Origin of the sequence: Methylocystis iwaonis (assembly GCF_027925385.1) — a bacterium.
Taxonomy (GTDB): Bacteria; Pseudomonadota; Alphaproteobacteria; order Rhizobiales; family Beijerinckiaceae; genus Methylocystis; species Methylocystis iwaonis.
The window spans coordinates 3,033,426-3,057,500 of sequence record NZ_AP027142.1 but is presented as its reverse complement, the minus strand read 5'-3'; the positions used below and the strand labels follow the sequence as shown (position 1 = coordinate 3,057,500).

19 protein-coding genes, 2 tRNA genes and 2 rRNA genes (1 of these 23 cut by a window edge) are annotated in these 24,075 nt (G+C 65.0%); 9 read left to right on the top strand and 14 right to left on the bottom strand.

The window, feature by feature from the left end; genetic code table 11:
* The 3 genes from QMG84_RS14635 to QMG84_RS14625 form a co-directional block, all read left to right on the top strand.
* Positions 1-888, top strand: a 23S ribosomal RNA gene (locus tag QMG84_RS14635); it begins 2,052 nt to the left of the window's first position.
* 125 nt (positions 889-1,013) lie between these two features.
* Positions 1,014-1,129 (top strand): 5S ribosomal RNA (rrf, locus tag QMG84_RS14630).
* 81 nt (positions 1,130-1,210) lie between these two features.
* Positions 1,211-1,287, top strand: a tRNA-Met gene (locus QMG84_RS14625).
* A gap of 292 nt (positions 1,288-1,579) precedes the next feature.
* Here QMG84_RS14625 and QMG84_RS14620 read toward each other — a convergent pair.
* The 10 genes from QMG84_RS14620 to QMG84_RS14575 all read right to left on the bottom strand — a co-directional run bounded on the left by QMG84_RS14620 (position 1,580) and on the right by QMG84_RS14575 (position 12,252).
* A complete protein-coding gene (locus QMG84_RS14620; RefSeq protein WP_281932023.1) occupies positions 1,580-1,921 on the bottom strand; it encodes a zinc ribbon domain-containing protein YjdM in 342 nt (113 codons plus the stop codon).
* 696 nt (positions 1,922-2,617) lie between these two features.
* Positions 2,618-2,785, bottom strand: a complete 168-nt coding sequence (locus tag QMG84_RS14615) for a hypothetical protein (protein WP_281928798.1) — start codon at positions 2,783-2,785, stop codon at positions 2,618-2,620.
* A gap of 206 nt (positions 2,786-2,991) precedes the next feature.
* Positions 2,992-3,066 (bottom strand) — tRNA-Gln (locus QMG84_RS14610).
* Between the two features lie 62 nt (positions 3,067-3,128).
* Positions 3,129-4,565, bottom strand: coding sequence for a pyruvate kinase (locus QMG84_RS14605; protein ID WP_281928797.1), 1,437 nt, complete (start codon positions 4,563-4,565; stop codon positions 3,129-3,131).
* A 177-nt stretch (positions 4,566-4,742) separates the two neighbouring features.
* A complete protein-coding gene (locus QMG84_RS14600) occupies positions 4,743-6,338 on the bottom strand; it encodes a Na+/H+ antiporter (protein ID WP_281928795.1) in 1,596 nt (531 codons plus the stop codon).
* Between the two features lie 480 nt (positions 6,339-6,818).
* A complete protein-coding gene (gene rpe, locus QMG84_RS14595) occupies positions 6,819-7,499 on the bottom strand; it encodes a ribulose-phosphate 3-epimerase (RefSeq protein ID WP_281928794.1) in 681 nt (226 codons plus the stop codon).
* Between the two features lie 148 nt (positions 7,500-7,647).
* Positions 7,648-8,730: a class II fructose-bisphosphate aldolase gene (gene fba, locus QMG84_RS14590; protein WP_281928792.1), complete on the bottom strand. Its 1,083-nt coding sequence runs from the start codon at positions 8,728-8,730 to the stop codon at positions 7,648-7,650.
* Positions 8,731-8,935: 205 nt separating this feature from the next.
* The gene (locus QMG84_RS14585; protein WP_281928791.1) at positions 8,936-9,274 is read right to left on the bottom strand and encodes a hypothetical protein; all 339 of its coding nucleotides are present in this window, start codon (positions 9,272-9,274) and stop codon (positions 8,936-8,938) included.
* A gap of 99 nt (positions 9,275-9,373) precedes the next feature.
* The gene (gene tkt, locus QMG84_RS14580) at positions 9,374-11,365 is read right to left on the bottom strand and encodes a transketolase (protein ID WP_281928790.1); all 1,992 of its coding nucleotides are present in this window, start codon (positions 11,363-11,365) and stop codon (positions 9,374-9,376) included.
* Positions 11,366-11,376: 11 nt separating this feature from the next.
* Positions 11,377-12,252 (bottom strand): phosphoribulokinase, encoded by an 876-nt coding sequence (locus QMG84_RS14575; RefSeq protein ID WP_281928788.1) that lies wholly within the window; start codon positions 12,250-12,252, stop codon positions 11,377-11,379.
* 242 nt (positions 12,253-12,494) lie between these two features.
* Between QMG84_RS14575 and lepB the strand changes: the two genes are divergently transcribed.
* The 5 genes from lepB to recO all read left to right on the top strand — a co-directional run bounded on the left by lepB (position 12,495) and on the right by recO (position 16,408).
* Positions 12,495-13,265: a signal peptidase I gene (gene lepB, locus QMG84_RS14570; RefSeq protein ID WP_281928786.1), complete on the top strand. Its 771-nt coding sequence runs from the start codon at positions 12,495-12,497 to the stop codon at positions 13,263-13,265.
* 10 nt (positions 13,266-13,275) lie between these two features.
* Positions 13,276-13,965, top strand: a complete 690-nt coding sequence (rnc, locus tag QMG84_RS14565) for a ribonuclease III (protein WP_281928785.1) — start codon at positions 13,276-13,278, stop codon at positions 13,963-13,965.
* Positions 13,966-14,157: 192 nt separating this feature from the next.
* Positions 14,158-15,087 (top strand): GTPase Era, encoded by a 930-nt coding sequence (gene era / locus QMG84_RS14560; RefSeq protein ID WP_281928783.1) that lies wholly within the window; start codon positions 14,158-14,160, stop codon positions 15,085-15,087.
* Between the two features lie 29 nt (positions 15,088-15,116).
* Positions 15,117-15,344, top strand: a complete 228-nt coding sequence (locus QMG84_RS14555) for a DUF1737 domain-containing protein (protein ID WP_281928781.1) — start codon at positions 15,117-15,119, stop codon at positions 15,342-15,344.
* Positions 15,345-15,694: 350 nt separating this feature from the next.
* On the top strand, positions 15,695-16,408 hold the full coding sequence (gene recO, locus QMG84_RS14550; protein WP_281928780.1) for a DNA repair protein RecO: 714 nt from the start codon (positions 15,695-15,697) through the stop codon (positions 16,406-16,408).
* A gap of 224 nt (positions 16,409-16,632) precedes the next feature.
* Here the strand turns inward: recO and QMG84_RS14545 are convergent, their stop codons facing one another.
* Complete coding sequence (locus QMG84_RS14545; protein ID WP_281928779.1) at positions 16,633-16,863, bottom strand: hypothetical protein; 231 nt, start codon at positions 16,861-16,863, stop codon at positions 16,633-16,635.
* Positions 16,864-17,119: 256 nt separating this feature from the next.
* On the opposite strand from QMG84_RS14545, the gene parC reads away from it, so the two are divergent.
* Positions 17,120-19,381, top strand: coding sequence for a DNA topoisomerase IV subunit A (gene parC, locus QMG84_RS14540; RefSeq protein WP_281928777.1), 2,262 nt, complete (start codon positions 17,120-17,122; stop codon positions 19,379-19,381).
* A 115-nt stretch (positions 19,382-19,496) separates the two neighbouring features.
* Here the strand turns inward: parC and QMG84_RS14535 are convergent, their stop codons facing one another.
* The 3 genes from QMG84_RS14535 to QMG84_RS14525 form a co-directional block, all read right to left on the bottom strand.
* Positions 19,497-21,776, bottom strand: a complete 2,280-nt coding sequence (locus QMG84_RS14535) for a CHAT domain-containing protein (protein WP_281928776.1) — start codon at positions 21,774-21,776, stop codon at positions 19,497-19,499.
* A gap of 329 nt (positions 21,777-22,105) precedes the next feature.
* Positions 22,106-22,606: a hypothetical protein gene (locus QMG84_RS14530; protein ID WP_202073908.1), complete on the bottom strand. Its 501-nt coding sequence runs from the start codon at positions 22,604-22,606 to the stop codon at positions 22,106-22,108.
* Positions 22,607-22,913: 307 nt separating this feature from the next.
* Positions 22,914-24,056: a helix-turn-helix transcriptional regulator gene (locus QMG84_RS14525; protein WP_281928775.1), complete on the bottom strand. Its 1,143-nt coding sequence runs from the start codon at positions 24,054-24,056 to the stop codon at positions 22,914-22,916.
* Positions 24,057-24,075: the final 19 nt, after the last annotated feature.

The following is a 24,075-nucleotide window of genomic DNA, read 5'->3' as shown; positions in this document are numbered from 1 at the left end:
CGTCAGCTCAGTGAAATTGAATTCCCCGTGAAGATGCGGGGTTCCTGCGGTCAGACGGAAAGACCCCGTGCACCTTTACTGTAACTTTGCATTGGCATTCGTGTCGGCATGTGTAGGATAGGTGGTAGGCTATGAAGCATGGGCGCCAGCTCGTGTGGAGCCACCCTTGAAATACCACCCTTATCGTCATGGATGTCTAACCGCGATCCGTCATCCGGGTCCGGGACAATGCATGGTAGGCAGTTTGACTGGGGCGGTCGCCTCCCAAAGAGTAACGGAGGCGCGCGATGGTGGGCTCAGACCGGTCGGAAATCGGTCGTCGAGTGCAATGGCATAAGCCTGCCTGACTGCGAGACAGACAAGTCGAGCAGAGACGAAAGTCGGTCATAGTGATCCGGTGGTCCCGAGTGGGTGGGCCATCGCTCAACGGATAAAAGGTACGCCGGGGATAACAGGCTGATAACCCCCAAGAGTCCATATCGACGGGGTTGTTTGGCACCTCGATGTCGGCTCATCACATCCTGGGGCTGGAGAAGGTCCCAAGGGTTCGGCTGTTCGCCGATTAAAGTGGTACGTGAGCTGGGTTCAGAACGTCGTGAGACAGTTCGGTCCCTATCTGCCGTGGGTGTAGGAGTATTGAGAGGATTTGTCCCTAGTACGAGAGGACCGGGATGAACATACCTCTGGTGGACCTGTTGTGGCGCCAGCCGCAGTGCAGGGTAGCTATGTATGGACGGGATAACCGCTGAAGGCATCTAAGCGGGAAACCCACCTCAAAACCAGTGCTCCCTCGAGGGCCGTGGAAGACGACCACGTTGATAGGCCGGGTGTGGAAGCAGGGCGACCTGCGTAGCTTACCGGTACTAATCGCTCGATTGGCTTGATCGCTCTCATTTATCAACGCCCATCACAAACTCACATGTCCCCGAAAAGTGCGTAGCGGTTTTCGGATCAGGACATGTGCAAAAAACGTGATGACGATAGAGACCCTTTGCTTCGATGTGTTTCGCCGGCCTGGTGGCCTTCGGCGAAGCGATCAGACCCGATCCCATCCCGAACTCGGCCGTCAAACGCTTCCGCGCCAATGGTACTATGTCTCAAGACCTGGGAGAGTAGGTCGTCGCCAGGCCTGCCAAACACATCAAATCAACTCCTCTTCCGATCCCAAACACAAAAGCGCCGCTCCAAAAAAGCGGCGCTTCTCGCTTGTCGCGGGGTGGAGCAGCCCGGTAGCTCGTCAGGCTCATAACCTGAAGGTCGCAGGTTCAAATCCTGCCCCCGCATCCAAGCCGACTCACCCCTAAAAGAGCCCTGAAAAAAGCCTTCCCGCCGCGGCATCGGCAGAACTCGACCCGGCATCCTGCGCCTACGCAGCCCCACGGCGCCCGCGGTCCGCTCTCAGCGTGAGCGCACGCGATCGAGGCGCAACTGCGCGCCCTTTCTATTGCGAACCGATCGGTGGAAAAAAATGGCTGCAGGACAATCGTTGCCTGCAAGCAATTGCGGGGCTGGCTCTGGCTCCGCAATTCTGAGGGAAGGACGCCATGCAGCCGCAAGGCCGCGCCGCAGCGCCAAGCAATCAAGCCTTCCTGACAAACTCCGATTTTAGATAGATCGCGCCAATCCCGTCGATTTTACACGAGATATTGTGACCATCGACCGCATCGTCAACCAAACGGATGTTCTTGACCTTGGCGCCGCTTTTAACGGTCGAGGATGATCCCTTGACCTTCAAATCCTTGATCAGGCTCACCGTATCGCCCGTCGCCAGCAGATTGCCATTGGCGTCGCGCACACCTTCGCCTTGCGCTGGAGCTTCAGGCGCAGCCTCCGCTTCGTTCCACTCATGCGCGCATTCCGGGCAAGTCCACAAAGCGCCATCCTGGTAAGCATATTCCGAACCGCATTTTGGACACTTCATGTCTATCCATTTCCTGTGTCTTAGAGCGCATTCCGCAAAAGTTGAAAGACCTTTGCGATAAGGATGCGCTCCAGCTTTTTGAATCTGCAAGCTTTCCTATCACTCGCATGATTTCTATGCGAGCGGAAAGCGCGCGAGAGGGAAGTAGCTTCTCCTACTTTATCCGTGGCCGAAACGGAACCGGCGCAGGCGCGTCCCGCAGGAGGATATTAGGCGGCTGATCGTGAGGCCGGGCCGCTTCCAAATTCCAACTTTCCAGTAATTGACCTACGAAAATCAGAATTTCAGATCGCCAAGACTTCGAAGGCATGGGCCGCCCCGAAAGTGGCGGTGCGCCAACTCCCACGCTCGGATCGCTACGATTAAGGCTTCCTCCAGCCGCGCCTGTTCGAGCAGGTTCGTGCTGCGTTTATGGAATGGCGCAGAACGCGAAAGGTGAAGAAGACGCCCCCGAAGGAATATGCGCGCCGGTGCGCCCCTCCGCAAAAATCCCGCTGGCGCCCTTTTCTCCAAGGGCGCGGACTTTAGGTTTGGCCCTTGGGAGGCCTGCGCGAGGAGGGCGCAACGATGGCGGAAGACAAAGTGGTCGTCGGTGTCGTGGCTCTGCTTTACTTTGCCGCCTTCGTCGAGATTTTCGTCGCGGGATGGTGAGGCGCAGGGGCGCTGCGCCTGTTGGTCGCGACGACGAAAGGGCCGTCAAAGGCTGGGGGGAACCTTGCGCCCTTGGATGGGAATCATGAACCAATGCAGCAGGGCGAAGCCGGCGGAAATGAGCCCTGATCCATAGACGAGGGTCGAAAGTTTCGGATCTTTGATTCCGTAGCTCACAATCGCCAACAACAAGCCCAGGATGGCGACTGCCAAGGGGGTCGAACTCCGCGCGCTCATTTTACTTTAGCCTTGTTCAATTCGAGTTGTGACGGTCGCCTTCGCGACAGATTCCGCACCATGAGCTGGATAGTATCCATCAAGCAGGCATGAATGGGGCGGCGGCCCTTGCGAGCTTACGGGACGTGAAAAACCTGCCCGGGCTCAGACGCGCTTTTCGTCGACAGCATGTTGTCCGGCTGTGGCTGGGGCGGGAGGATTCGAACCTCCGTATGGCGGAATCAAAATCCGCTGCCTTACCACTTGGCGACGCCCCAAAGCGCTCGCTCTCCATAATGCGGCCGGCGCCGCTCTGCAACCCGGGAGTATGGCATTTGGCTCAAGACCACGCCTCGAGCCGCGCCAGCCTGGGGAATTTCTTGGATTGGTGGCGCTCCATGCGCCCGAGCACTTCGCGCAAGAAGCGCACGCCCTGCGGCAGATAGCTGCCCTTGTTGAGCATCACGCAATCGGCGCGCTGCGCCATGGCGGCGTCGGTTGTCTCGGGGCGGCTGGCGACGCCTTCGTGGACGAATTGATCGAGCACCTGGGTCGCCCAGACCACGGGGACATGCGCGGCCTCGCAGAGCCAGAGAATCTCCTCCTGCATCTCCGAAAGTCGGACGAAGCCGACCTCAACGGCGAGATCGCCGCGCGCGATCATCACGGCGGCGGGGCCGCGCGCCGCCGCCGCCACGATCAGCCCCGGAAGGTTGCGGATCGCGCGCGGCGTCTCGATCTTGAGCACCAGGCCCTGCCGGGGCGCGTCCGGGCGCCGGGCGGCCAGCTCCCGATCGAGCAAAGCGATGTCTTCGACCCGCTGGACGAAGGAGAAGCCGACAAGGTCCGCGAACTTTGCGACCGCGTCGAGGTCGGCCAGATCCTTGGGCGTCAACGGCGAGAGATCGAGGTCGACGGCGGGAAGATTGACGCCCTTGCCAGGCTTGAGCCGCAGCCCCTTGGCGCGCGCCGCGGTGATCTCGATCTCGACGCCGTCGCTTTCGCGGGCGAGAACGCGGCCCGAGGCCTTGCCGTCGTCGAAGGAAATCTCGGCGCCCACCTGGAGTTGGCCGACGATGCGCTGGAAATTCAGCGCCGCGGCGATCCCCTTGCCGCGCTTATCGAGTTGATCGACGAGGCGCAGGCGGTCGCCGGCAAAGAGGCGGCATTTCTCGGGCCCGCGCACCTCTTCTATGCGCAGCTTGGGCCCGGCGACGTCCATCAGCACGCGGCAGGGCCGCCCGAGCCGCTCGGCGGCCGAGCGGACATGGCCCGCCATGCGCCCCCAGGCGGCGGCGTCGTCATGCGCGCAATTGATCCGGGCGCAATCCATGCCCGCGTCGATCAGCGCGGCGACGAGGCCGGGATCGTCGGCGGCTTCGCTCGGCAAGGTCGCCATAATGCGGGTGCGCGTGTCGCCGTCGCCGAATATCTGGTCGCAAGCGGCGGCGAGGGCGTCGTCGCTTCGGCGCGCAGGATAAGCCGCGGTCTCTCCGCAGAGCCGGCGCAGAGTCGAAAGAAGCGCGTCGAGCGCGCCCAGCACATCCGCTTCGCTCCGCCCGAGCGAGGAGAGGCCGTAAGAAGCGAGGCGCAATTGCAGCGCGATCAGGTCGCGACCGCGCAGGGCGAGGTAATAAGCAAGGTTGCGGGCGCCGGGCATCGCCGCCGCTGCGGCGCCCCAATCGGCGAGGCGCGCGTCGCCTTCCGTTTGGACTGCCTCGCGCAGGGCCGCGACGTCGTCACGCAGCGTCCTGAGATCGCGCTCGGTCGTGTCCATCAGCTCACCGCCTCCTCGCGTGATTTAAGCATGAGCGAAGCGACAGGACTGTTACACTGCGCCATCTGTCCCGGCGTCATCGCGAGCGAAGCAACCCAGAGCCGCTATGGCCGCCCTGGATTGCTTCGCTTCGCTCGCAATGACGAGCCTCTGTCCCGCTGGGCCTCTGAACGCACATCAATGCGCCGGCGCGGCCTCGCCGGAGAGGCGTTGCAACCGCGACTCTTCCAGATCGAGCTCCGCTTCGATCGCGTGCAGCGTCGCGTCGTGGATGTCTCCGGCGCGATGCAGGCGCAGCAGCTCCGCGCGCGCGCCGCCGACGGCGGCGAGCGCCATGGCGAAATGGGCGCGCTTGGTTTCAATCAGCGCGTCGCCCTCGCGCTGGGCGCGCTGGAGGATCGTCACGCGGCGCCGGTACTCCTCGAGCAGCATGGGATGCCGTTCCTTGCCGTCCCCATCGACTTCGGCGGCAACCACGAGAATCGCCGCCTGATAGACCTTCTCGCGCGCCGCATGGTCGTCGAGATGCGCGACCGCGCCGGGGGGACGGGCGGTCGGCTTCAGCCAATCGACGAGTGGGCCGAGCGTTGCGCCTTGCAAAAGCACGGTGACGGCGATGACGACGAAGGTCGCCAACACGATGAAATCACGGCCGGGAAAATCGGCCGGCAAAGCGAGCGCCGCGGCGAGGCTCACGACGCCGCGCATGCCCGCCCAGCCGACGACGATAGGGACGGAGACGGACGGGCAGGGGTCATAATTGCGCACGGCGGGCGCGAGGCGCGGCAGATAAGTGGCGGGGAACACCCAGACAAAGCGCGCGCCGATGACGGCGGCGGTGACGATCAACGCGTTGACAACGGCCGAGGCGGCGGCCGCATTGACGCCGCCGAGTCCTTCGACGACCTTGCGCAGCGCCAGCCCGATCAGGATGAACACCATCGCCTCCATGACGAAGACGGCGGCGCGCCAGACCGTCTGCATCTCGATGCGGCTTTGCGCATCGAGAATAGCGTGCTGGGCCCAGCCCATCAGGAGTCCGGCCGTCACCACGGCCAATACGCCGGAGACATGCAGCGCCTCGGCGCCGACGTAGGTCGCCCAAGAGATGAGGAAGCTTGCGAGAATGAGGAGCTGCGTGTCGCGCAGGCGCGACATGGCGCCGTTGGCGAAGAGGCCCGCGACGAGGCCGACGGCGACGCCCCCCGCCGACAGGCGGCCGAACATGATCGCGGCGTCCGACCAGTCGAAGACGCCGGTGAGCGCAGCGGCCGCCGCCAGGCGGTAGAGCATCAGGCCGGAGGCGTCGTTGACGAGACTCTCGCCTTCGAGAATCGTCACGAGCCGCGGCGGGACCGGGACGCGCTGCAAAACAGCTTTGGCGGCGACGGCGTCGGGCGGCGAGACGATGGCGCCCAGGCAAAAGCCGGCCGCGAGCGGCAGCTCTGGCAGCAACGCATGCACGACGAGGCCGACGACGAGCGTGGTGAAGATCACCGCGCCGATGGCGAGCATCAGAATCGGCCTCAGATTGGCTTTGAAATCGCGCCAGACGGTGAAATAGGCGCTCGCCTGCAGCAGCGGCGGCAGAAAGAGCGTCAGGATGAATTCCGGGTCGATCGTGAAGGGCGGCTTGGCGGGGGTGAGCGCCAGCGCCATGCCGCCGATGACATAGGCGGCGGCGGGCGGCATCCTCAGATGCTTGGCGACAAGCGACAAAAGCAGCGCGGCAATGAGCAGCGCGAGAAGGATCGTGAAAGGGGCGTGGGTCATATCGCTCCCAGCCTAGAGCATGAGCGGCGCCGATTGAAAGGCGGGCGTTGTAGGAAATCGGTTCGATTGGCTCGTGTCATACCATTTCCGTTTGAACAGCTCGCATTGGGCCTTGTCATTCCCGGCGGGCTGAAAGCCCGACCGGGAATCCAGAGCCACAAAAGCGCTGGTTCTGCTCAGAGCCCGTCATTGCGAGCGAAGCGAAGCAATCCAGGGCAGCGATGTGGCCCTGGATTGCTTCGTCGGCTCCGCCTCCTCGCAATGACGGCGGTGCTTCCTCTGTGTCTAAACGGCGCGAGCGTCGGGAATGGCGCCGAACCAATCAAGCGGATCTCGTGTCATTCCCGACGCTCGCGCAGCGAGCGATCGGGAATCCAGAGCTGCATCAGCGCTCTTGTGGCTCTGGATTCCCGGTCGGGCCTTTGGCCCGCCGGGAATGACAGCGGCCCAGTAGTGTGAGCGGTTCAAGCGGAAATAGCGCTAGACCGATACGGCCCCGGCGCTCGCCGCAGCGGCGCGCAGCGCCCCGATATTGCCGGCATATTGGGAGGGCCCGCCGCGGAAAGCCGCGGAGCCCGCCACCAGCGCGTCGGCGCCGGCTTCGACGATGGCGGGGGCGGTCTCGGGCGTCACGCCGCCGTCGACTTCGAGGCGGATGGGGCGGGGGCCGATCATCTCTCGGATGGCGCGGATTTTGGCGAGCTGGGCGGGAATAAAACTCTGGCCGCCGAAGCCCGGGTTGACGCTCATGACGAGGATGAGGTCGATGTCGTCGAGCACATATTGCAGCGCGCTCTCATGCGTCGCCGGATTGAGCGAGACCCCCGCCTTCTTGCCGCGCGCGCGTATGGCCTGCAGCGAGCGATGCAGATGCGGGCCGCCTTCCGCATGGACCGTGATGATGTCGGCGCCGGCGTCGGCGAAGGCGCCGATATAGGGGTCGATGGGCGAGATCATCAGATGCACGTCGAGCGGCAGCTTGGTGTGCGGGCGCAGCGCCGCGACGACGGCGGGGCCGAAGGTGATGTTGGGCACGAAATGCCCGTCCATCACGTCGAGGTGAATCCAGTCCGCGCCAGCAGCCTCCATGGCGCGGGTTTCCTCGCCGAGCCTGGCGAAGTCGGCGGAAAGGATGGAGGGGGCGATGATGGTGTCGGTCATGGATTCCTCGAAAGGCGCCGGAAGCGGCGCCCCCTCCCCAACCCTCCCCCGCTGACGCGGGAGAGGGGGCTGGCTGTGGCTTTCATCGAGAAAGCTGATCGTGAGCGTCCCCTCTCCCGCGTGAGCGGGGGAGGGACAGGGTGGGGGCTTACTCCGCCGCCTTCTTCGTCGCAAACTGCGGGTCGAGCGCGCCGCTGGCGTAGCGCTTGGCCATCTCCGCCATTGGCACGGGCTTGATCTTGCTGGCCTGGCCGGCCGTGCCGAATTCCTCGTAGCGCTGCTTGCAGACCTTCACCATGGCGTCCTGCGCGGGCTTTAAGTATTTGCGCGGGTCGAACTCGCCCTTGTTCTTGTTCAGCGTCGCGCGGATGGCCGCCGTCATGGCGATGCGGCAGTCGGTGTCGATGTTGATCTTGCGCACGCCGAATTTGATGCCGCGCTGGATCTCCTCGACCGGCACGCCCCAGGTCTGGGGCATTTCGCCGCCGGCGGCGTTGAAGGCGTCCTGCAGCTCCTGCGGCACGGAGGAGGAGCCGTGCATCACGAGATGGGTGTTGGGCAGGCGGCGGTGGATTTCCTCGACGACCTTCATCGCGAGGATCGCGCCGTCGGGCTTGCGCGTGAATTTATAGGCGCCATGCGAGGTGCCCATGGCGATGGCGAGCGCGTCGACCTTGGTGCGGGCGACGAAATCCTCGGCCTGCGCCGGGTCGGTGAGAAGCTGGTCGTGGCTGAGCTTGCCCTCGGCGCCATGGCCGTCTTCCTTCTCGCCCTCGCCGGTCTCGAGCGAGCCGAGCACGCCGAGCTCGCCCTCGACCGAGGCGCCGACCCAATGGGCGAGATCGACGACGCGGCGGGTGACGTCGACATCGTATTGATAATCGGCGGGCGTCTTGCCGTCGGCCTTCAGCGAGCCGTCCATCATCACCGAGGAGAAGCCGAAGCGGATGGCGCTGGCGCAGGTGGCTTCGCTATTGCCGTGGTCCTGGTGCATCACGATCGGGATGTCGGGATACATGGCGATGAGCGCTTCGATCATCTTGGCGAGCATGATGTCGTTGGCGTAATTGCGCGCGCCGCGCGAGGCCTGGATGATGACCGGCGCATCGACGGCGGCGGCCGCCTCCAGCACCGCGAGGCCCTGCTCCATATTGTTGATGTTGAAGGCGGGCACGCCATAGTCGTGCTCGGCGGCGTGATCGAGAAGCTGTCGCAGGGTGACGAGGGCCATTGGGAAGATTCTCCCTTATTAGAGGCGGATGCCGAGTGAAATAGCGGGAACTTGCGCGGTTATCTACATCGTACGGGAAACAAGGGCCAGCCGCCGGCGAGGTGAGCTTGACAATCGTTCCCCGCCCGTCATGGCCGGGCTCGGTCCCGGCCATGACGGCGACCCGGAGGCAGGGAGGCGGAGAGAAAATCCGCCTTTAGGACATTCAGTGAGTCTCGCGCAGGCCCACGTGGCGCTCGAGGCGGAGCAGGCGCTCCTCGAACTCGCTCAGCAGGACGCCGTGTCCCACCGCCGAGGAGTGATATTCCACCACAGCGCGGCGCAGCCCCACGATCTGGTCGGAGAGACGCATTTCGAGGGTCAGCATGTCGGATGCGACATCGGCGCGCAGCGAGTGCATCTCGGAACGAAGCTCAGTTTTGGCGTCGCCGATCTCGGCGCGAAGCTGGACTCGCAGCGCGTCCACTTTCGCATCGACGGCGTCAACTTTCTTATCGATCTTGCGCAGCAGCGCTAATGTGAGGTTTTCGGGTTCGTCGCTCAAAACTTGGTCCATTATGCAAAATGCCTCGGCCGTACGGCCGGCCGAGGCACTCTAACACATCTCTTGCGGTGCAGCCCGTCCGGCGAAGCTCCGAACCGCTCAGCCTCGGGCCGCCCCGACCAGCGCGACGCCCGCCTCAGCTACGGCTTCGGCCGTGATGCCGAAGTGCTTGTAAAGCTCCGGCGCCGGGGCGCTGGCCCCGAAGCCCGTCATGCCGATGAAGACGCTATGCTCGCCGAGCCAGCGGTCCCAGCCGAGCCGCGCCGCCGCCTCGACGCCGATGCGCGGGCCCTTGCCCAGCACCTGCGCGCGATAGTCGGCGGATTGCGCCTCGAACAGCTCCCAGCAGGGCATAGAGACAACCGCCGCCTTTATTCCCTTGGCGGCGAGCGCGTCGGCGCCGGCGAGCGCGATCTCGACCTCCGAGCCCGTGGCGAGGATTGTCACGTCGCGGCCACCCTCCGGCTCGCGCAGCACATAGGCGCCCTTGGCCGAGAGATTCTCGCTCACCGGGCGGTCCAGCGTCGGCAGGTTCTGGCGCGACAGGCTGAGCACGGAAGGGGTCGCCTTCTGCGCGATCGCCAGTTCCCAGCTTTCCGCCGTCTCGATGGCGTCGGCTGGGCGGAAGACCAGCAGATTGGGCATGGCGCGCAGCGACGCCAGATGCTCGATCGGCTGATGGGTCGGGCCGTCCTCGCCGAGGCCGATCGAGTCGTGGGTCAGCACATAGATCACGCGCAGGCCCATGAGCGCCGAGAGGCGGATGCCGCCGCGCGCATAATCCGAGAAGACAAGGAAGGTACCGCCATAGGGCACGAAGCCGCCATGCAGCGCGATGCCGTTCATCGCCGCCGACATGCCGAATTCGCGCACGCCATAGTGGAGGTAGCGGCCCGAGAAATCGCCCGGCCGCACCGAGCCCATGCCCTTGGTGAGGGTGAAGTTGGAGTGGGTCAGGTCGGCCGAGCCGCCGATCGTCGCCGCCGTGGCTTCATTGATGACGCCGAGCGTCATCTCCGAGGATTTGCGCGTCGCGACCTTGGGTTTCTCGGCCGCGAGCGTGGCGCGGAAGGCCGCGAGCGGGCCGGCGATTTCCGCCGCGACGTCATTGCTCAGGAAGGTCTCGAGGGCGCGTCCCTTCGGCGAGGCGGCGAGGCGCTTCTCCCACGCGGCGCGCGCGCTCGCGCCACGTTGGCCGGCGGCGCGCCAGGCGGAGAGGATCGGCTCCGGCACGTCGAAAGGCGTATGCGGCCAAAGCAGCGTCTCGCGGGCGGCGGCGACTTCCGTCGCGCCCAGCGGTGCGCCATGGACCGACTCCTTGCCCTGCTTGCCCGGCGCGCCATAGCCGATCACTGTGCGGCAGGCAATCATCGAGGGGCGCGGATCGGCCTTGGCGATCTCGATCGCCTTGGCCACAGCCTCCATATCGTGGCCGTCGACTCGCTGCGTATGCCAGCCGGCGGCGGCGAAGCGGGCGCATTGGTCCGTCGAGGTCGAGAGATCGGTCGGGCCGTCAATCGAGATCGAGTTGTCGTCCCAGAACACGATCATGCGGGAGAGCTTCAAATGCCCCGCGAGGTCGATCGCCTCATGGCTCAAGCCCTCCATCAGACAGCCGTCGCCCGCGATCACGTAAGTATTGTGGTCGACGAGATCGTCGCCGAAGCGCGCGGCGGTCAGACGTTCGGCGATCGCCATGCCGACAGCCGTGGCGAGGCCCTGGCCCAGCGGGCCCGTGGTCGTCTCGACGCCCGGCGCATGGCCATATTCCGGATGCCCCGCCGTCGGCGCGCCGAACTGGCGGAAGTTTTCGAGATCGGCCTTGGTCATGCCCGGATAGCCCAGCAGATAATGCAGGGCGTAGAGCAGCATCGAGCCGTGGCCGGCCGAGAGCACGAAGCGGTCGCGGTCGGGCCAATCCGGGCGGCTGGCGTCGAACTTCATGAAGCGCTGGAACAGCACGGTGGCGACGTCGGCCATGCCCATGGGCATGCCCGGATGGCCGGATTTGGCCTTTTCCACCGCGTCCATGGCGAGGGCGCGGATGGCGTTGGCGCAGCTACGCGCGTCGAGTTCGAGTGCTTTGGACATATTCCGTTCTTTCAGGTCGCGCTCTTACGGCGCTTCACGAGTTCGAGGATCCTCGGCGTGAGGATGAGCTGCATCGCGAGATCGAGCTTATTGCCGGGAATGACGATCGAATTGGCGCGCGACATCCAGCTCCCGGCGATCATCGTCACGAGATAGGGAAAGTCCACCCCGCGCGGCTCGCGGAAGCGGATCACGACGATCGATTCGTCGGGCGTGGGTATTGAGCGCGCGACGAAGGGGTTGGATGTGTCGACCGTCGGCGCCCGCTGGAAGTTGATGTCGGTCTCCGAGAACTGCGGGCAGATGTAATGCACATAATCGTGCATGCGGCGCAGGATGGTCTCGGTCACGGCCTCGGTGGTGTAGCCGCGCGAATTGCGGTCGCGGTGGAGCTTCTGGGTCCATTCGAGGTTAATGACCGGCACGACGCCGATCTTGAGATCGGCGTAGCGGGCGACATTGACCTCGTCGGTCACCACCGCGCCATGCAGCCCCTCATAGAAGAGGATGTCCGTATTGGGGGGCAGCTCCTGCCAATCGGTGAACTGCCCGGGCGGCACGGCGAGCTGGGCAGCCTCGTTCTCGTCATGGGCGTAGTGGCGGTAGCGGCCAGAGCCTGTCTCGCCATATTCGCGGAAAAGGTTCTCCAGCTCCGGGAGGAGATTGGCGTCGGAGCCGAAATGGCTGAAATGCGGATTGCCCTTGGCCTGCGCCTCGGCCATTTTGGCTTTCATCACGTCGCGGGGGTAGCGATGGAAGCTGTCGCCTTCGACATAGGCGACCTCGATGCGCTCACGGCGGAAAATCTGCTCGAAGGTCGCCTTGACCGAACTCGTGCCCGCCCCGGACGAGCCGGTGATCGAGATGATAGGGTGTTTGACCGACATCGGCGCGCGACCCAGTGAGTTCCTTTTCGAGCTTACGGCGATCTGCTGCAAGGCCTGCCGCGCTGGGCTTGTCGCATGCCTGTCCGGTAAAGGAAAGGCTTTCGAGGATTGGGCCCAAAGCAAAGAGGCGCGCGCCGCCGGAACGGCGCAGGTTCTCATCCCCGCGTTTGCGTGCTAAGGGGCGCAGGGCGGGTTTTGCCGCCCATCAGATCAAGGAGCACGGCTTGAGCAGGAACGTCCCGATGGCCCAGAAACAGGAAGAGGGCGGACTTCTGGAGACCGTCAAGGTCATCGTCCAGGCTCTGGCCATTGCGCTCGTCATTCGCACGCTGCTGTTCCAGCCGTTCAACATCCCCTCGGGGTCGATGATCCCGACGCTGCTCATCGGCGATTACGTCTTCGTCTCCAAATACGCCTATGGCTATTCGAACTATTCCATGCCTTTCGGGCCGAATGTATTCTCCGGCCGCATTCTCGCCTCGCCGCCCAAGCGCGGCGACGTCGCGGTCTTCAAGCTGCCGCGCGACAATGAGACGGACTATATCAAGCGCGTGATCGGCATGCCCGGCGACCGCATCCAGATGATCGAGGGCCGCCTCTACATCAACGGCGTCGTCGTGCCGCGCGAGAAAATCGATAAGGCGCGGACCGAAAATCGCGACGGGCAGGAGGTTCCGGTCGCGACCTATCGCGAGACGCTGCCGGGCGACGCCGAACATGCCGGGGTCGAGCACACGATCATCGAGATCGAGGGCGACCACGGCATCAACGACAACACCGAGCTTTTTGTCGTGCCGCCGGACCATTACTTCATGATGGGCGATAACCGCGACAACTCTACCGACTCGCGCATTGCGCCGGAGCTTGGCGGCGTCGGCTATGTGCCCTTCGTCAATCTGGTCGGCCGGGCCGAGGTCATTTTCTTCTCCGTGAAGAAGGACGAATCCGCGCTCGCCTTCTGGCGCTGGCCTTGGTCGGTGCGCTGGGATCGGCTCTTCAAGCCGGCGCATTGAGCGGACATAGATGGCGCGGAGCAAGCCCGATCTCTCGGCGCTGGAGGAGCGCATCGGGCACGCCTTCAAGGATAAGGCCCTGCTGCGCTGGGCGCTGACGCATGTCAGCGCCGCGACGCAGCGCCCCGATTCCTACGAGCGGCTGGAGTTCCTGGGCGACCGAGTCCTGGGCCTCGCCGTTGCGCATATGATCTATGAGAGCTTTCCGGGCGACAGCGAGGGCGAGCTATCCCGCCGGCTCGCCGCGCTGGTGCGCAAGGAAACTTGCGCGGAAGTCTCGGAAAGCTGGGGCGTCGGCCCTCATATGCGGCTCGGCGAGGGCGAGGCGCAGACGGGCGGACGTAAGAAGCGCGCAATCCTCGGCGACGTCTGCGAGGCGATTATCGGCGCGGTCTTTCTCGACGGCGGGGCGCTGGCCGCGGAAGCCGTGGTGCGCGCGGCGTTCGGCCCGAAAATGCACGATGTCGGACGCAGCCTGCGCGACGCCAAGACGGCGTTGCAGGAATGGGCCCAGGCCCGCCGGCTCGCGCCGCCGCGCTACCGGGTGGTGACGCGCAGCGGGCCCGACCACGCGCCCTCCTTCGAGCTGGCGGTGGAAATCGAAGGGTTCGACTCCGCAATCGGGGCGGGAAGCTCCAAGCGCGCCGCCGAGCAGGCGGCCGCGGCGGCCTTCATGGCGCGCGAGGGCGTGCAGGAGTAGGATTCCCGGCCCGCCCAATTTCACGCGCCTGCGGCGTGATCCTCTTCCCTCCCCCTTGCGGGGAGGGTTAGGGTGGGGGTAGCCGCGATAGCAATAGATTGTCGACCCCCATCCCTAGCCCCTCCCGCAAGGGGGAGGGGGACGCGGCGCCGGCGCCGCTTAAGGCCGGACCAACGAGAAAACGGGACCGAATTGACCGACACCAACGCCACGGAACAGGAACAGGAAACGCGCTGCGGCTTTGCGGCGCTGGTCGGCGCGCCCAACGCCGGCAAGTCGACGCTGCTCAATCAGCTCGTCGGCGCCAAGGTCTCCATCGTCTCGCGCAAGGCGCAGACGACGCGGGCGCTGGTGCGCGGCATCGCCATCGACGGGCCGGCGCAGATCGTGCTCGTCGACACGCCCGGCATCTTCAAGCCCAAGCGCAAGCTCGATCGCGCCATGGTCGCGAGCGCGCTTTCCGGCGTCGCGGACGCCGATGTGGTGGCGCTGCTCGTCGACGCCCGCAGAGGCCTCGACGAGGAGGTCGAGGCGATCCTGACGCAGCTCGCGCAAGCGAAGGCGCCCAAGATTTTGGTGCTCAACAAGGTCGACGTCGTCGCGCGCGAGAAGCTGCTGGCGCTCACTGCGAAACTCAACGAACGGGGCAAATTCGAGGAGACCTTCATGGTCTCGGCGCTCACCGGCGATGGCGTCCAGGATCTGCTGCACGCCTTGGCGAAGCGCATGAAGCCGGGGCCCTGGCTCTATCCGGAAGACCAGCTCTCCGACGCGCCGCTGCGGCTGCTGGCCGCCGAGATCACGCGCGAGCAGATTTACGAGCGGCTGCACGACGAATTGCCGTACCAGTCCACGGTCGAGACCGATATTTGGACGAACCAGAAGGATGGCTCGGCGCGCATCGAGCAGACAATCTATGTCGCGCGCGAAGGTCAGAAACGTATCGTGATCGGCGAAGGCGGCAAGACGATCAAGGCGATCGGCGCCGCGGCGCGGCGCGAAATTGCGGAAGCCGCCGAGCAGCCCGTGCATCTCTTCCTCTTCGTGAAGGTGCGCGAGAATTGGGCGGAGGACCCCGAACGCTATCGCGAAATGCGGCTCGATTATCCGAAAGGCGAATAATATCGGGCGAGTTGATTCGCGAGGGCGCCATGGCCAAGAAATCGAAAACGCTGACCGTCTACCGCTATCTCACCGGCCCCGATGACGCGGCCTTCTGCCACCGCGTGACGGAGGCGCTGAGCAGAGGCTGGCAACTGCACGGTGGGCCGACGTTGACCTTCGACACAGCGCAGAATCGCGTGATCTGCGGTCAGGCGGTGATCAAGGACGTCGAGGGCGTGGAATACAGCCCGGAGATGAAGCTCTCGGAGCAGTGAGAGCGTAACGCGCCGTTGTCGCGATCCCGTCCCTCTTGCGGCTGCATGGGAGCCACACATCTCTCAACCGTCCTGGCCGGGCTTGTCCCGGCCATCCACGCCGCGCAATGCTGGGCAAACGTCGTCGTCGGAACATTTGCGTCGCCGTGAGGAACAGGCTTTCACTACGGCAAAGCCCCTGCATGAACCTTATCCACAGCGATAACGCGTTCAGTTGGGCTGTGCCCCTCGGCGTGGATGGCCGGGACAAGCCCGGCCATGACGGCCCCCGAGATGTGTGACTCTCTCGCCCCGTAAGGGGAGGGGATTAGATTGTCGTTCTTGCGGCAGCGTGGATCAGAGCAAGCGCTATGGAATGGCAGGACGAAGGCCTCGTCATTGGCGCCAGAAAACATGGCGAGACCTCGGTCATCCTGGAGCTGATGACGCGCGCCCATGGCCGCCATCTCGGCGTCGTGCGCGGCGGGCGCTCCAAGGCGATGCGGCCCGTTCTGCAACCGGGGAATCTCGTCGCCTCCACATGGCGGGCGCGGTTGGAAGACCATATGGGCGCCTATGCCGTGGAGCCGCTCGCCTTGCGCGCCGCGCGCTATCTCGATCGCGCCGCGGCCCTGCACGGCGTGACGATGCTTGCGGCGTTGCTGCGCCTTCTGCCGGAACGCGATCCGCATGAGGCCTTGTTCGACATGGCAGAAGCCATCGCTGTGCGACTTGATTCGCCCAACGCCGCCGCGCCGCTGATGGCGCAATTCGAGCTCGCGTTGCTCGGCGCCTTGGGATTTGGCCTCGATCTGGAACGCTGCGCCGTCACCGGAACGCGCGATGATCTCGCCTATGTGTCGCCGAAAACTGGCCGCGCGGTGAACCGGGAGGCCGGCGCGCCATGGCGCGATCGGCTGTTGCCCTATCCACGCTTCTTGCAGGAAGAAACCGAATACGCGGCCCCCGAAGAGATCGCCGACGCCTTCCGTTTGACGGGCTATTTTCTGACGCGCGACGTGCTCGCGCCGCGCGGCGCGGCTCTGCCGGCCTCGCGCGCGCTTTATGTCGCTGCCTTGGGGTAGATCCAGGGCTGCGAATACAGGTTAACAACGCAGCCGCGTCATGCCCGCGCTTGTCGCGGGCACCCACGCCAGGACATTAAGACAAGCGGGAAGAAGAAGTGGCGTTGTTCCGCTCATGTTCTTAAGCTTTCCGCCTCGGCGCGGCGTGGATGGCCGCGACAAGCGCGGCCATGACGCTGGAACGCTTCTGCTCGTTAACCCGAATTCGGAGCCTTAGGGATAGATCAGCGCGCGTTGTCGCAGACGACGCGCGACTCGTGATTCGTCACGCCGTAACCCTCGTCCGTGTCGACCACGACCTCGCGGCAGACCGCCTGCATGCCGCTATCGTTGCGCGCTTCTTCCGTGCCGACCTGCTGATGATGGCGCGGCGCGCGCGCCGAATCATTGGCGGCGACCCGCGGGGATTCGAGGGCGAGCGCCGCGCCCGCCAATTGCGCCAAGCCAAGAATCATGAATGCTCTGAGGATCGATGCCATTCGGAAGCCACAGAAATTTATGAGGAAACTTGGCTCGGGGAAGCTGAGCCGGCGGTGTTGCCTTTTCTAGGGAGCGGGACGGCGCCCCGCAAGCGTTAATTTTCCACTGAGCCCGATAAGCGGTGAGAATCGCATCGAGGGCTTGATTTGCCGTCACGTAGCTCGCTTGGCGCTTGCGCCGGCGCGTCGCTGCGCCTAGTACGGGCGAAAATCCAACAGAGGCGAAGGTCGAATGGCGCAGAAAGGCGGCGCGGGAAAGGGCAAGGACGGCGGCGGCGAAAGCGTGGTGACGCCCGTCGATCTGCGCGAGGCGCTGGAAGAACGCTACCTGCGTTACGCCCTCTCGACGATCACCGACCGCGCCTTGCCCGACGCGCGCGACGGCTTGAAGCCCGTGCATCGTCGCATTCTTTACGGCATGCATGTGCTGCGGCTCGATCCCGGCGCGCCGTTCAAGAAATGCGCGAAGATCGTCGGCGATGTGATGGGCTCCTATCATCCGCATGGCGATCAGGCGATCTATGACGCGCTGGTGCGCCTCGCGCAGGATTTCTCCTCTCGTTATCCGCTCGTCGACGGACAGGGGAACTTCGGCAATATCGACGGCGATTCGGCCGCCGCCTATCGCTACACCGAAGCGCGCATGACCGCCGTCGCACGCTCTCTGCTCGAGGGCATCGACGAGGACGCGATCGACTTCAAGCCGAATTATTCGGGTGAGGAGAAGGAGCCGGTCGTGCTCCCCTCCGCTTTGCCCAATATGCTCGCCAATGGCGCGCAGGGCATTGCGGTGGGCATGGCGACGTCCATTCCGCCGCATAATCTCGCCGAGCTGTGCGACGCCGCGCTCTATCTCATCTCGCATCGCGCCGCGACGAGCGAGCAATTGCTCACCTTCGTGCAGGGGCCGGATTTCCCCACGGGCGGCATCATCGTCGACAAGCGTGAGGAGATTATCGAAGCCTATCGCACCGGACGCGGCTCCTTCCGCGTGCGCGCGCGCTGGGTGAAGGAAGAGCTGCCGCGTGGCGGCTGGGTGACGGTCGTCACCGAGATACCATATGGCGTGCAGAAGTCGCGGCTGATCGAGAAGCTCGCCGAGCTGATTTCGGAGCGCAAGCTGCCACTCGTCGCCGACGTGCGCGACGAATCGGCGGAGGATGTGCGCATCGTCTTCGAGCCGCGCGCGCGCAATGTCGATCCGGCGCTGATGATGGAGACGCTCTTCAAGCTCTCGGAGCTGGAGACGCGCTTCAGCATGAATATGAATGTGCTGGTGGACGGCGTGACGCCGCGCGTCGTCTCGCTCGACGAAGCGCTGCGGCAGTGGCTCGATCATCGCCGCACGGTGCTGCAACGCCGCTCGCGTCATCGCCTCGCGGCGATCCTGCGCCGCATCGAGCAATTGGAAGGCATGATTGTCGTCTTCCTCAATCTCGATGAGGTGATCCGCATCATCCGCGAGGAGGACGACGCCAAGGGCGAGCTGAAGAGAGTCTTCAAGCTCACCGATCTGCAGGTCGATTATATTCTCGACACGCGGTTGCGCTCCTTGCGCAAGCTCGAAGAGATGGAGCTGCGCCGCGAGCTCGATGATCTCACCAAGGAACGCGCCGAGCTCGAAAGCCTGCTCGAGGACGAAGGCAAGCAGTGGAAGACCATTGCCGGACAGGTGCGCGACCTCAAAAAGCTCTATGGCCCACAGACGCCGGTCGGCAAACGCCGCACCACTTTCGAGGACGCGCCGGCGGCGGTCGATTTCGACCTCGCGGAGGCGATGATCGAGCGCGAGCCGATCACGGTCGTCGTGTCGAAGAAAGGCTGGATCCGCGCGCTCAAAGGTCATGTACAGGATTTGTCGACGCTGCAATTCAAAGGCGACGACGCGCTGGACACGAGCTTCTTCGCGCAGACGACAACGAAGATTCTCGTGCTTGCGACAAACGGCAAGGCCTTCACGCTCGACGCCTCGAAACTGCCGGGCGGACGCGGCCATGGCGAGCCGATCCGTCTTTACGCCGACATCGACGAAGGCGCGGATATTGCGCGCGTGCTGCCGCATACGGCGGGGGCGTCGTTACTGCTGATCGCGGATGACGGGCGCGGCTTCATCGTGGCGCAGGACGATCTGTTGTCATCCACCAAAAAGGGCCGCGCGGTGCTTTCCGTCGAGCCGCCCGCGAAACTGAAAGTGGCGACGGAAGCCGCAGGCGATCACGCCGCGATCATCGGCGAGAACAGGAAGCTCCTCGTCTTCCCGCTGGAAGAGGCGCCGCGCATGGCGCGCGGCAAGGGCGTGCGTATGCAGCGCTACAAGGACGGCGGCGTGGCGGATGCGAAAGTATTCTCGCTCGCCGACGGGTTGAGCTGGACGGATGCGGCTGGCCGCGTGTTCAACGTGGCGGCGGTGGAGCTGACGGAATGGATGGGGCATCGAGCGGAAGCGGGAAGGCTGCCGCCGCGGGGGTTCCCGAAGAATAACCGGTTTGGGTGAGGCGACCTCCCGTCATTGCGAGGAGCAAGGCGACGAAGCAATCCAGAGCCTCATCGCGGCCCTGGATTGCTTCGCTTCGCTCGCAATGACGGCGTAAGGGGACTTCTGACGGCCGTCAAAAGGCGCGACCAATCAACGTGTGCGCGGCCCAGTCTCCAACGGGAAGGCCGCTCTCGCGCAGCGAGCATTGCGCGCGGCGCAGCGCTTCCGCCTTCGTCTGGCCGTCGAGCCAATGGCGGTAGAACTCCTCGGCCAATTTCTGCGCGTGATCCGGATCGACATAGAACAGCGTCGCGACGAGAGACGGCGCGCCGGCTTCGAGAAAGGCTTGGCGGAATCCCCCAACTTCGCTAGCGAGCCGGGCCCGGAAGCCGCCCGAGCGACACGCGTTGAGAAACACGAGGTCAGCTTGGAGCCACGGCCCCTCCGCCTTGATCAGGGCGCGGGCGGTTAGATGGCCGCCCGTTAACTGCAAGGCCGAGGCGCTGAGCGTGTCCATGACGCCGGCGAGCACGTTGCCGTGGCAGGCCAAATGGATCACTCGAAAGCGCGCGGCTTCTGCGAGAAATCGTTCGGGAGTGGCCTCCGGCTCCGACAAATAGAGGCTTTGCTTCCCCCATTCGGGCTTGCCGACCAAAAGGTCGGCGACCGCCTTTGCCTGGGCGGCGAAGCTGATCTCTCCGACGCCGCCGGCGCCGAGCGTCAGGCAGGATTTCGCCTCCTGCGGGCGCCGCCCGAGGCATTCGAGTAAGCTCGCCACCGACGGCGCGATAACGGTCGCGCAACGCTCAACCAGCGAAACGCCGCCCTTTCCGGTCAAGGCCGCGAAGGGGATCGAATGGAGGTGCGAGTCGGGGACGATATAGAGGGTCTTGCAGGTCTCGGCCGTTTCAAGAAGCTCCGCCAGAGGCCGTTGCAGCGCTTCCGAAATGCCAGGCAGCGCATCGGCGAGACCCGCGTTCCATTGCTGCGGCCCATCATCGGCGGTCGGCAGCAACTTCTGCAATTGAGCCTCGCCGAAATCGGCGGAGACTTCGCGCACGGGGCGGCCCGGGGCGACGATGAAGACGACCGTGTCGATCGGGCCGACAGAGAACAGGGCCAGCGCTGCGGGTCCATCTGGGTGTCGTGCAAGAGCGTCGATGAGAAGCGGCAGGATGTCGCGCGAGGATGCTGGGCCAGCGGGCGAGATCAGTTGACCGTGCGCGCGCAGCAGCCGACCGCGGCCGCGTTCGGCCCACTCGAACCCCTCGGCGGCGCGTCCCAGCCGGGCGCAGATGCGCGCGGCCGCCGCGTAGGCGGCCTCGATATGCTGCAATTCGTCCCGGCCCGCGCCCGGACCGTCGCCGAGCGGATCACGCCGTCGCTCTGGAAACAGGCTCACGGCTTCGATGGCGTCGGCGAGCGCCCCCTCATCACGCCCGAGGCGCTGCAGCGCAGCGCTGCGGGCGGTCAACGCCGCGCCGCGGGTCTGGGCGTTGGCGGCGGCGTCCAGCGCGCCGTCGATGTCCGTCAGCGCGGCGGCGTAATCACGATCGAGAAAGCGGGCCATCGCGCGCTGCAACAACGCCCGGGCGAAACCCTCGCCGTCCCGCGCGTCACGGCAGGCGCGCAACACGACGTCGAGCTCGGAGATTGCGCGCCTTCGCTCCGCCGCTTCGCCGCCCGCGATCAACAGGCGGATCAAATCGCGCCGCGCGCCGTCGATAAACCCGGCGATGCCGGTCTCATTGCCGATCGCCAGCGCCTCATCGAACAGCTCGATCGCCTCCTGGCGACGGCCAGGGCGATCCTCGCAAAACCGGCCATAGGTCATGCGCGTCGTCCAACGCTCGCGCGGGCTCTTGGCGGCCAAGAGCGCAGCCTTCAGCCGGCGATCGGCGCGCGCATAGCCTTCCCGCTCGATGAGCGCCTGCCCACGCAAGAGCTGCATGTCGATCTTATAGGCCTCGTCGTCGGCGAGCTCTGGCGCTCCGCCGCGATCGAGTTCGGCGTTCATCGCGTCGAGCACCGCGCCCGACGCGTCCCAGCGCAACGCATATTCATAGCGCTGGCGCCAGATGCTGCGAATGAGCACGGGTTGGCGGCTCTTGATTGCGGCTTCGTAGGCGAGATCGAGCGTTCGCGCATATTTCTCGCGGTCGCCGCGCGCGAGGGCGATGTGCGCAAGGAGACCGAGGCTTCGCGATACGCCCTCCATCGAGCGTCGAGCCTGCATCTCCCTCTTCGGCGCGCCGATCCGGTCGGCCCAGCGCTCGGGATCGGCAAAAGATTCGGCGATCTCGACCGCCTCGGTCATCGCCTTTTGCGCCGCTTCGAGGTCGCCCGCCTCGAACTCGATCTTGCCGAGAGTTTCGAGGAGAAGAGCGCGTTCCGGGTCGTCGGCGGCGGTCAAGTCAAGACCGCTCCGGCACGCCGCTCGAGCGCCCGCGTAATCGCCAGTCATCGTGAGGGCGCCGGCTACTCCGAGCCACAGGACAATACCCGCTTTGCGGGCGCGCTCCGCCAGGTGGCGCCCCAACGCACTCGCGAGCGGACCTGGCTCCGCCGCCCATGCCCCGATGTCGCGGGCGATACTCTCCGCCTCCCCGGCAAGCGCTCGCAGGGGGCCGAGGACCTCTTTGGGCTGCGTCGCAACCAATGAATGGAGGCTTCGCCCTTGACGTTCGAGCGTGACGAGGCGCTCCGCCAAGGCCCGGAAGCGCGTTTCGCCCAGATCGCTCATCAGGCGCCGAAAAGGGAGGACTTCACCGTGTTAGGCAAGGCTTTGACGAAGCCGGTCACTTCGTGCGCAAGCTTGGCGCCGTCCTGAAGTTGGCCCCATTCGATCGTTTCGAGCTTGCCGTCCTTGAACTTGATTTTCTTCGGCACGGCGATCATCGCAAGAATGACGACCCCGGCCAGAAGCGTCAGGTCCATATGAGGCTGCGCCGCACGCCGTAGCGCCTCATCGAGATAATCACGAAGGCCAGGGGTCTGCGCCGCTTGGTCGAGAACGAGGCGGGCCACCTCGCCGCGCGCCTCGGTTTCCCTTTCCGCGAGCATTGCGTCGAGGAAAGGCGCGACGTCGGGCGGCGCGCCGTCGCGAGCCTCTTTGGCCAAATCATCGAGATCGGCGATGGTGGGTTTACCCCCGTCGAACAGATCGACCGGCAACAGATCGAATAATTCCTTCACCGCCTGTTGCGCTTGTCCCGGCGACAACGCCGCTATCCGTTGATCCATGAATTTGCCTCCTGCGCCGGCGAGCGACCGCCCGGTAGGATTACAATCAGCGTCGCTTGCTTTGCTAACAATGGTCCGATGAAATCTTGTTCGATTATGTCGGGGAAACGCGCGCCCGGCAAGCGGCGAGGCTTCGAGGCGCCGCCACGCGCGCGGCAGGGGCGTGCGCAGGTTTCCGAAGAATAATGGGTTTGGGTGAAGTGGCCGCCCCCGTCATTGCGAGCGAAGCGAAGCAATCCAGAGCCTCATCGCGGCCCCTGGATTGCTTCGTCGCTTCGTTCCTCGCAATGACGGTGGAGCCTAATGTTCATCGCCCGACGTTCAAATCTGCCCGCGAACTCTCCGAAAGCCGCGTCTGGCGCGGCTGTCCCTGAGTAGTCTGCGCCAGCAGCATCGCCAGATCGAGCTGGCGGGCGCATCCGGTTTTGGCGAGAAGGGATTTGATCTGCGTCCGCACCGTCTCTTTGGAGACGTCGAACTCCGAGGCGATATCCTCGACGGTCTTTCGCTGCGTGACGGCGCGCGCGACGCGCGCTTCGGCGGGCGTGAGGTCGAAGAGACCCTGAATGAGCGCGGCGTCGGGGGCAGCGGGCGTCGCCACCGCCGTAACCGTCAACAGGCTGAGCCCGCCGCCGAAAAGCTCGCGGGCAGCGCCGCTGATGGGGATAAGATGAACGACCGCCGGATCGCCCGTGGCGCCCTTTGATGGGAAAGACCGCGCCGAGGCGGCGGCTGGGTAAGTCACCCCGGCGAAGGCGCGACGCAACATTCCGTCGGCCGCGGGGTCGATCAAAGCGATACGATCCTTGGGCAGCCAGGCGATATGGGGGCGCATCGCCTCGATCAGCTCATTGGCCGCGAGAACCCTGCCGCCCGCGTCGAGAACCGCCGCAGGTAGGCCGATGATGGCCAGCGCTTGCGCCGCGGCGCGCAGCCGCTCCAGCCGCCAGCGCGCCGCAAGCAATCCGGCGCGCGCGAGATGCGGGCGAAAGGCGTCGAGGCGGGCGATGTCGGCGCGATCGAAGGGGGGCTTGCCAGCGCGGCGGTTGAGCTGGACCAAAACCAGATCGCCCGTGGGCACGGGAATCACCGTCGCCGCGCAATGGTGCAGGCCCAGGGGGCCGCACCATTCGCTCATGACGGAGTCCTCGAGCCATTCCTGCTCGCTGAACCCTTCATTATCCGCAACGAATCCCGCCCGGTCGAAGGCGATGAGCCGGGCGGTCGCCTGGGTCCGCGCCGCCCCGCCTCCCGGAGCCATCCAGGCGTCGGTGGTCCGCGAATTCATAAGGTCGGAGCAGCGCCAGCCCGTCCAGGCGTCGGCGCGGCGGGTGAGGATGATGCCGCCCGCCGCATCGACCAATTCGCCGAGGTCGTGCAGGATGAGCGGCCATAAATCCGGGTCGGCGGCCGCTTCATAGATGCGCGTGACGGTCGATTCGAAATCCATAGGCTGGACCGGGCGTTCG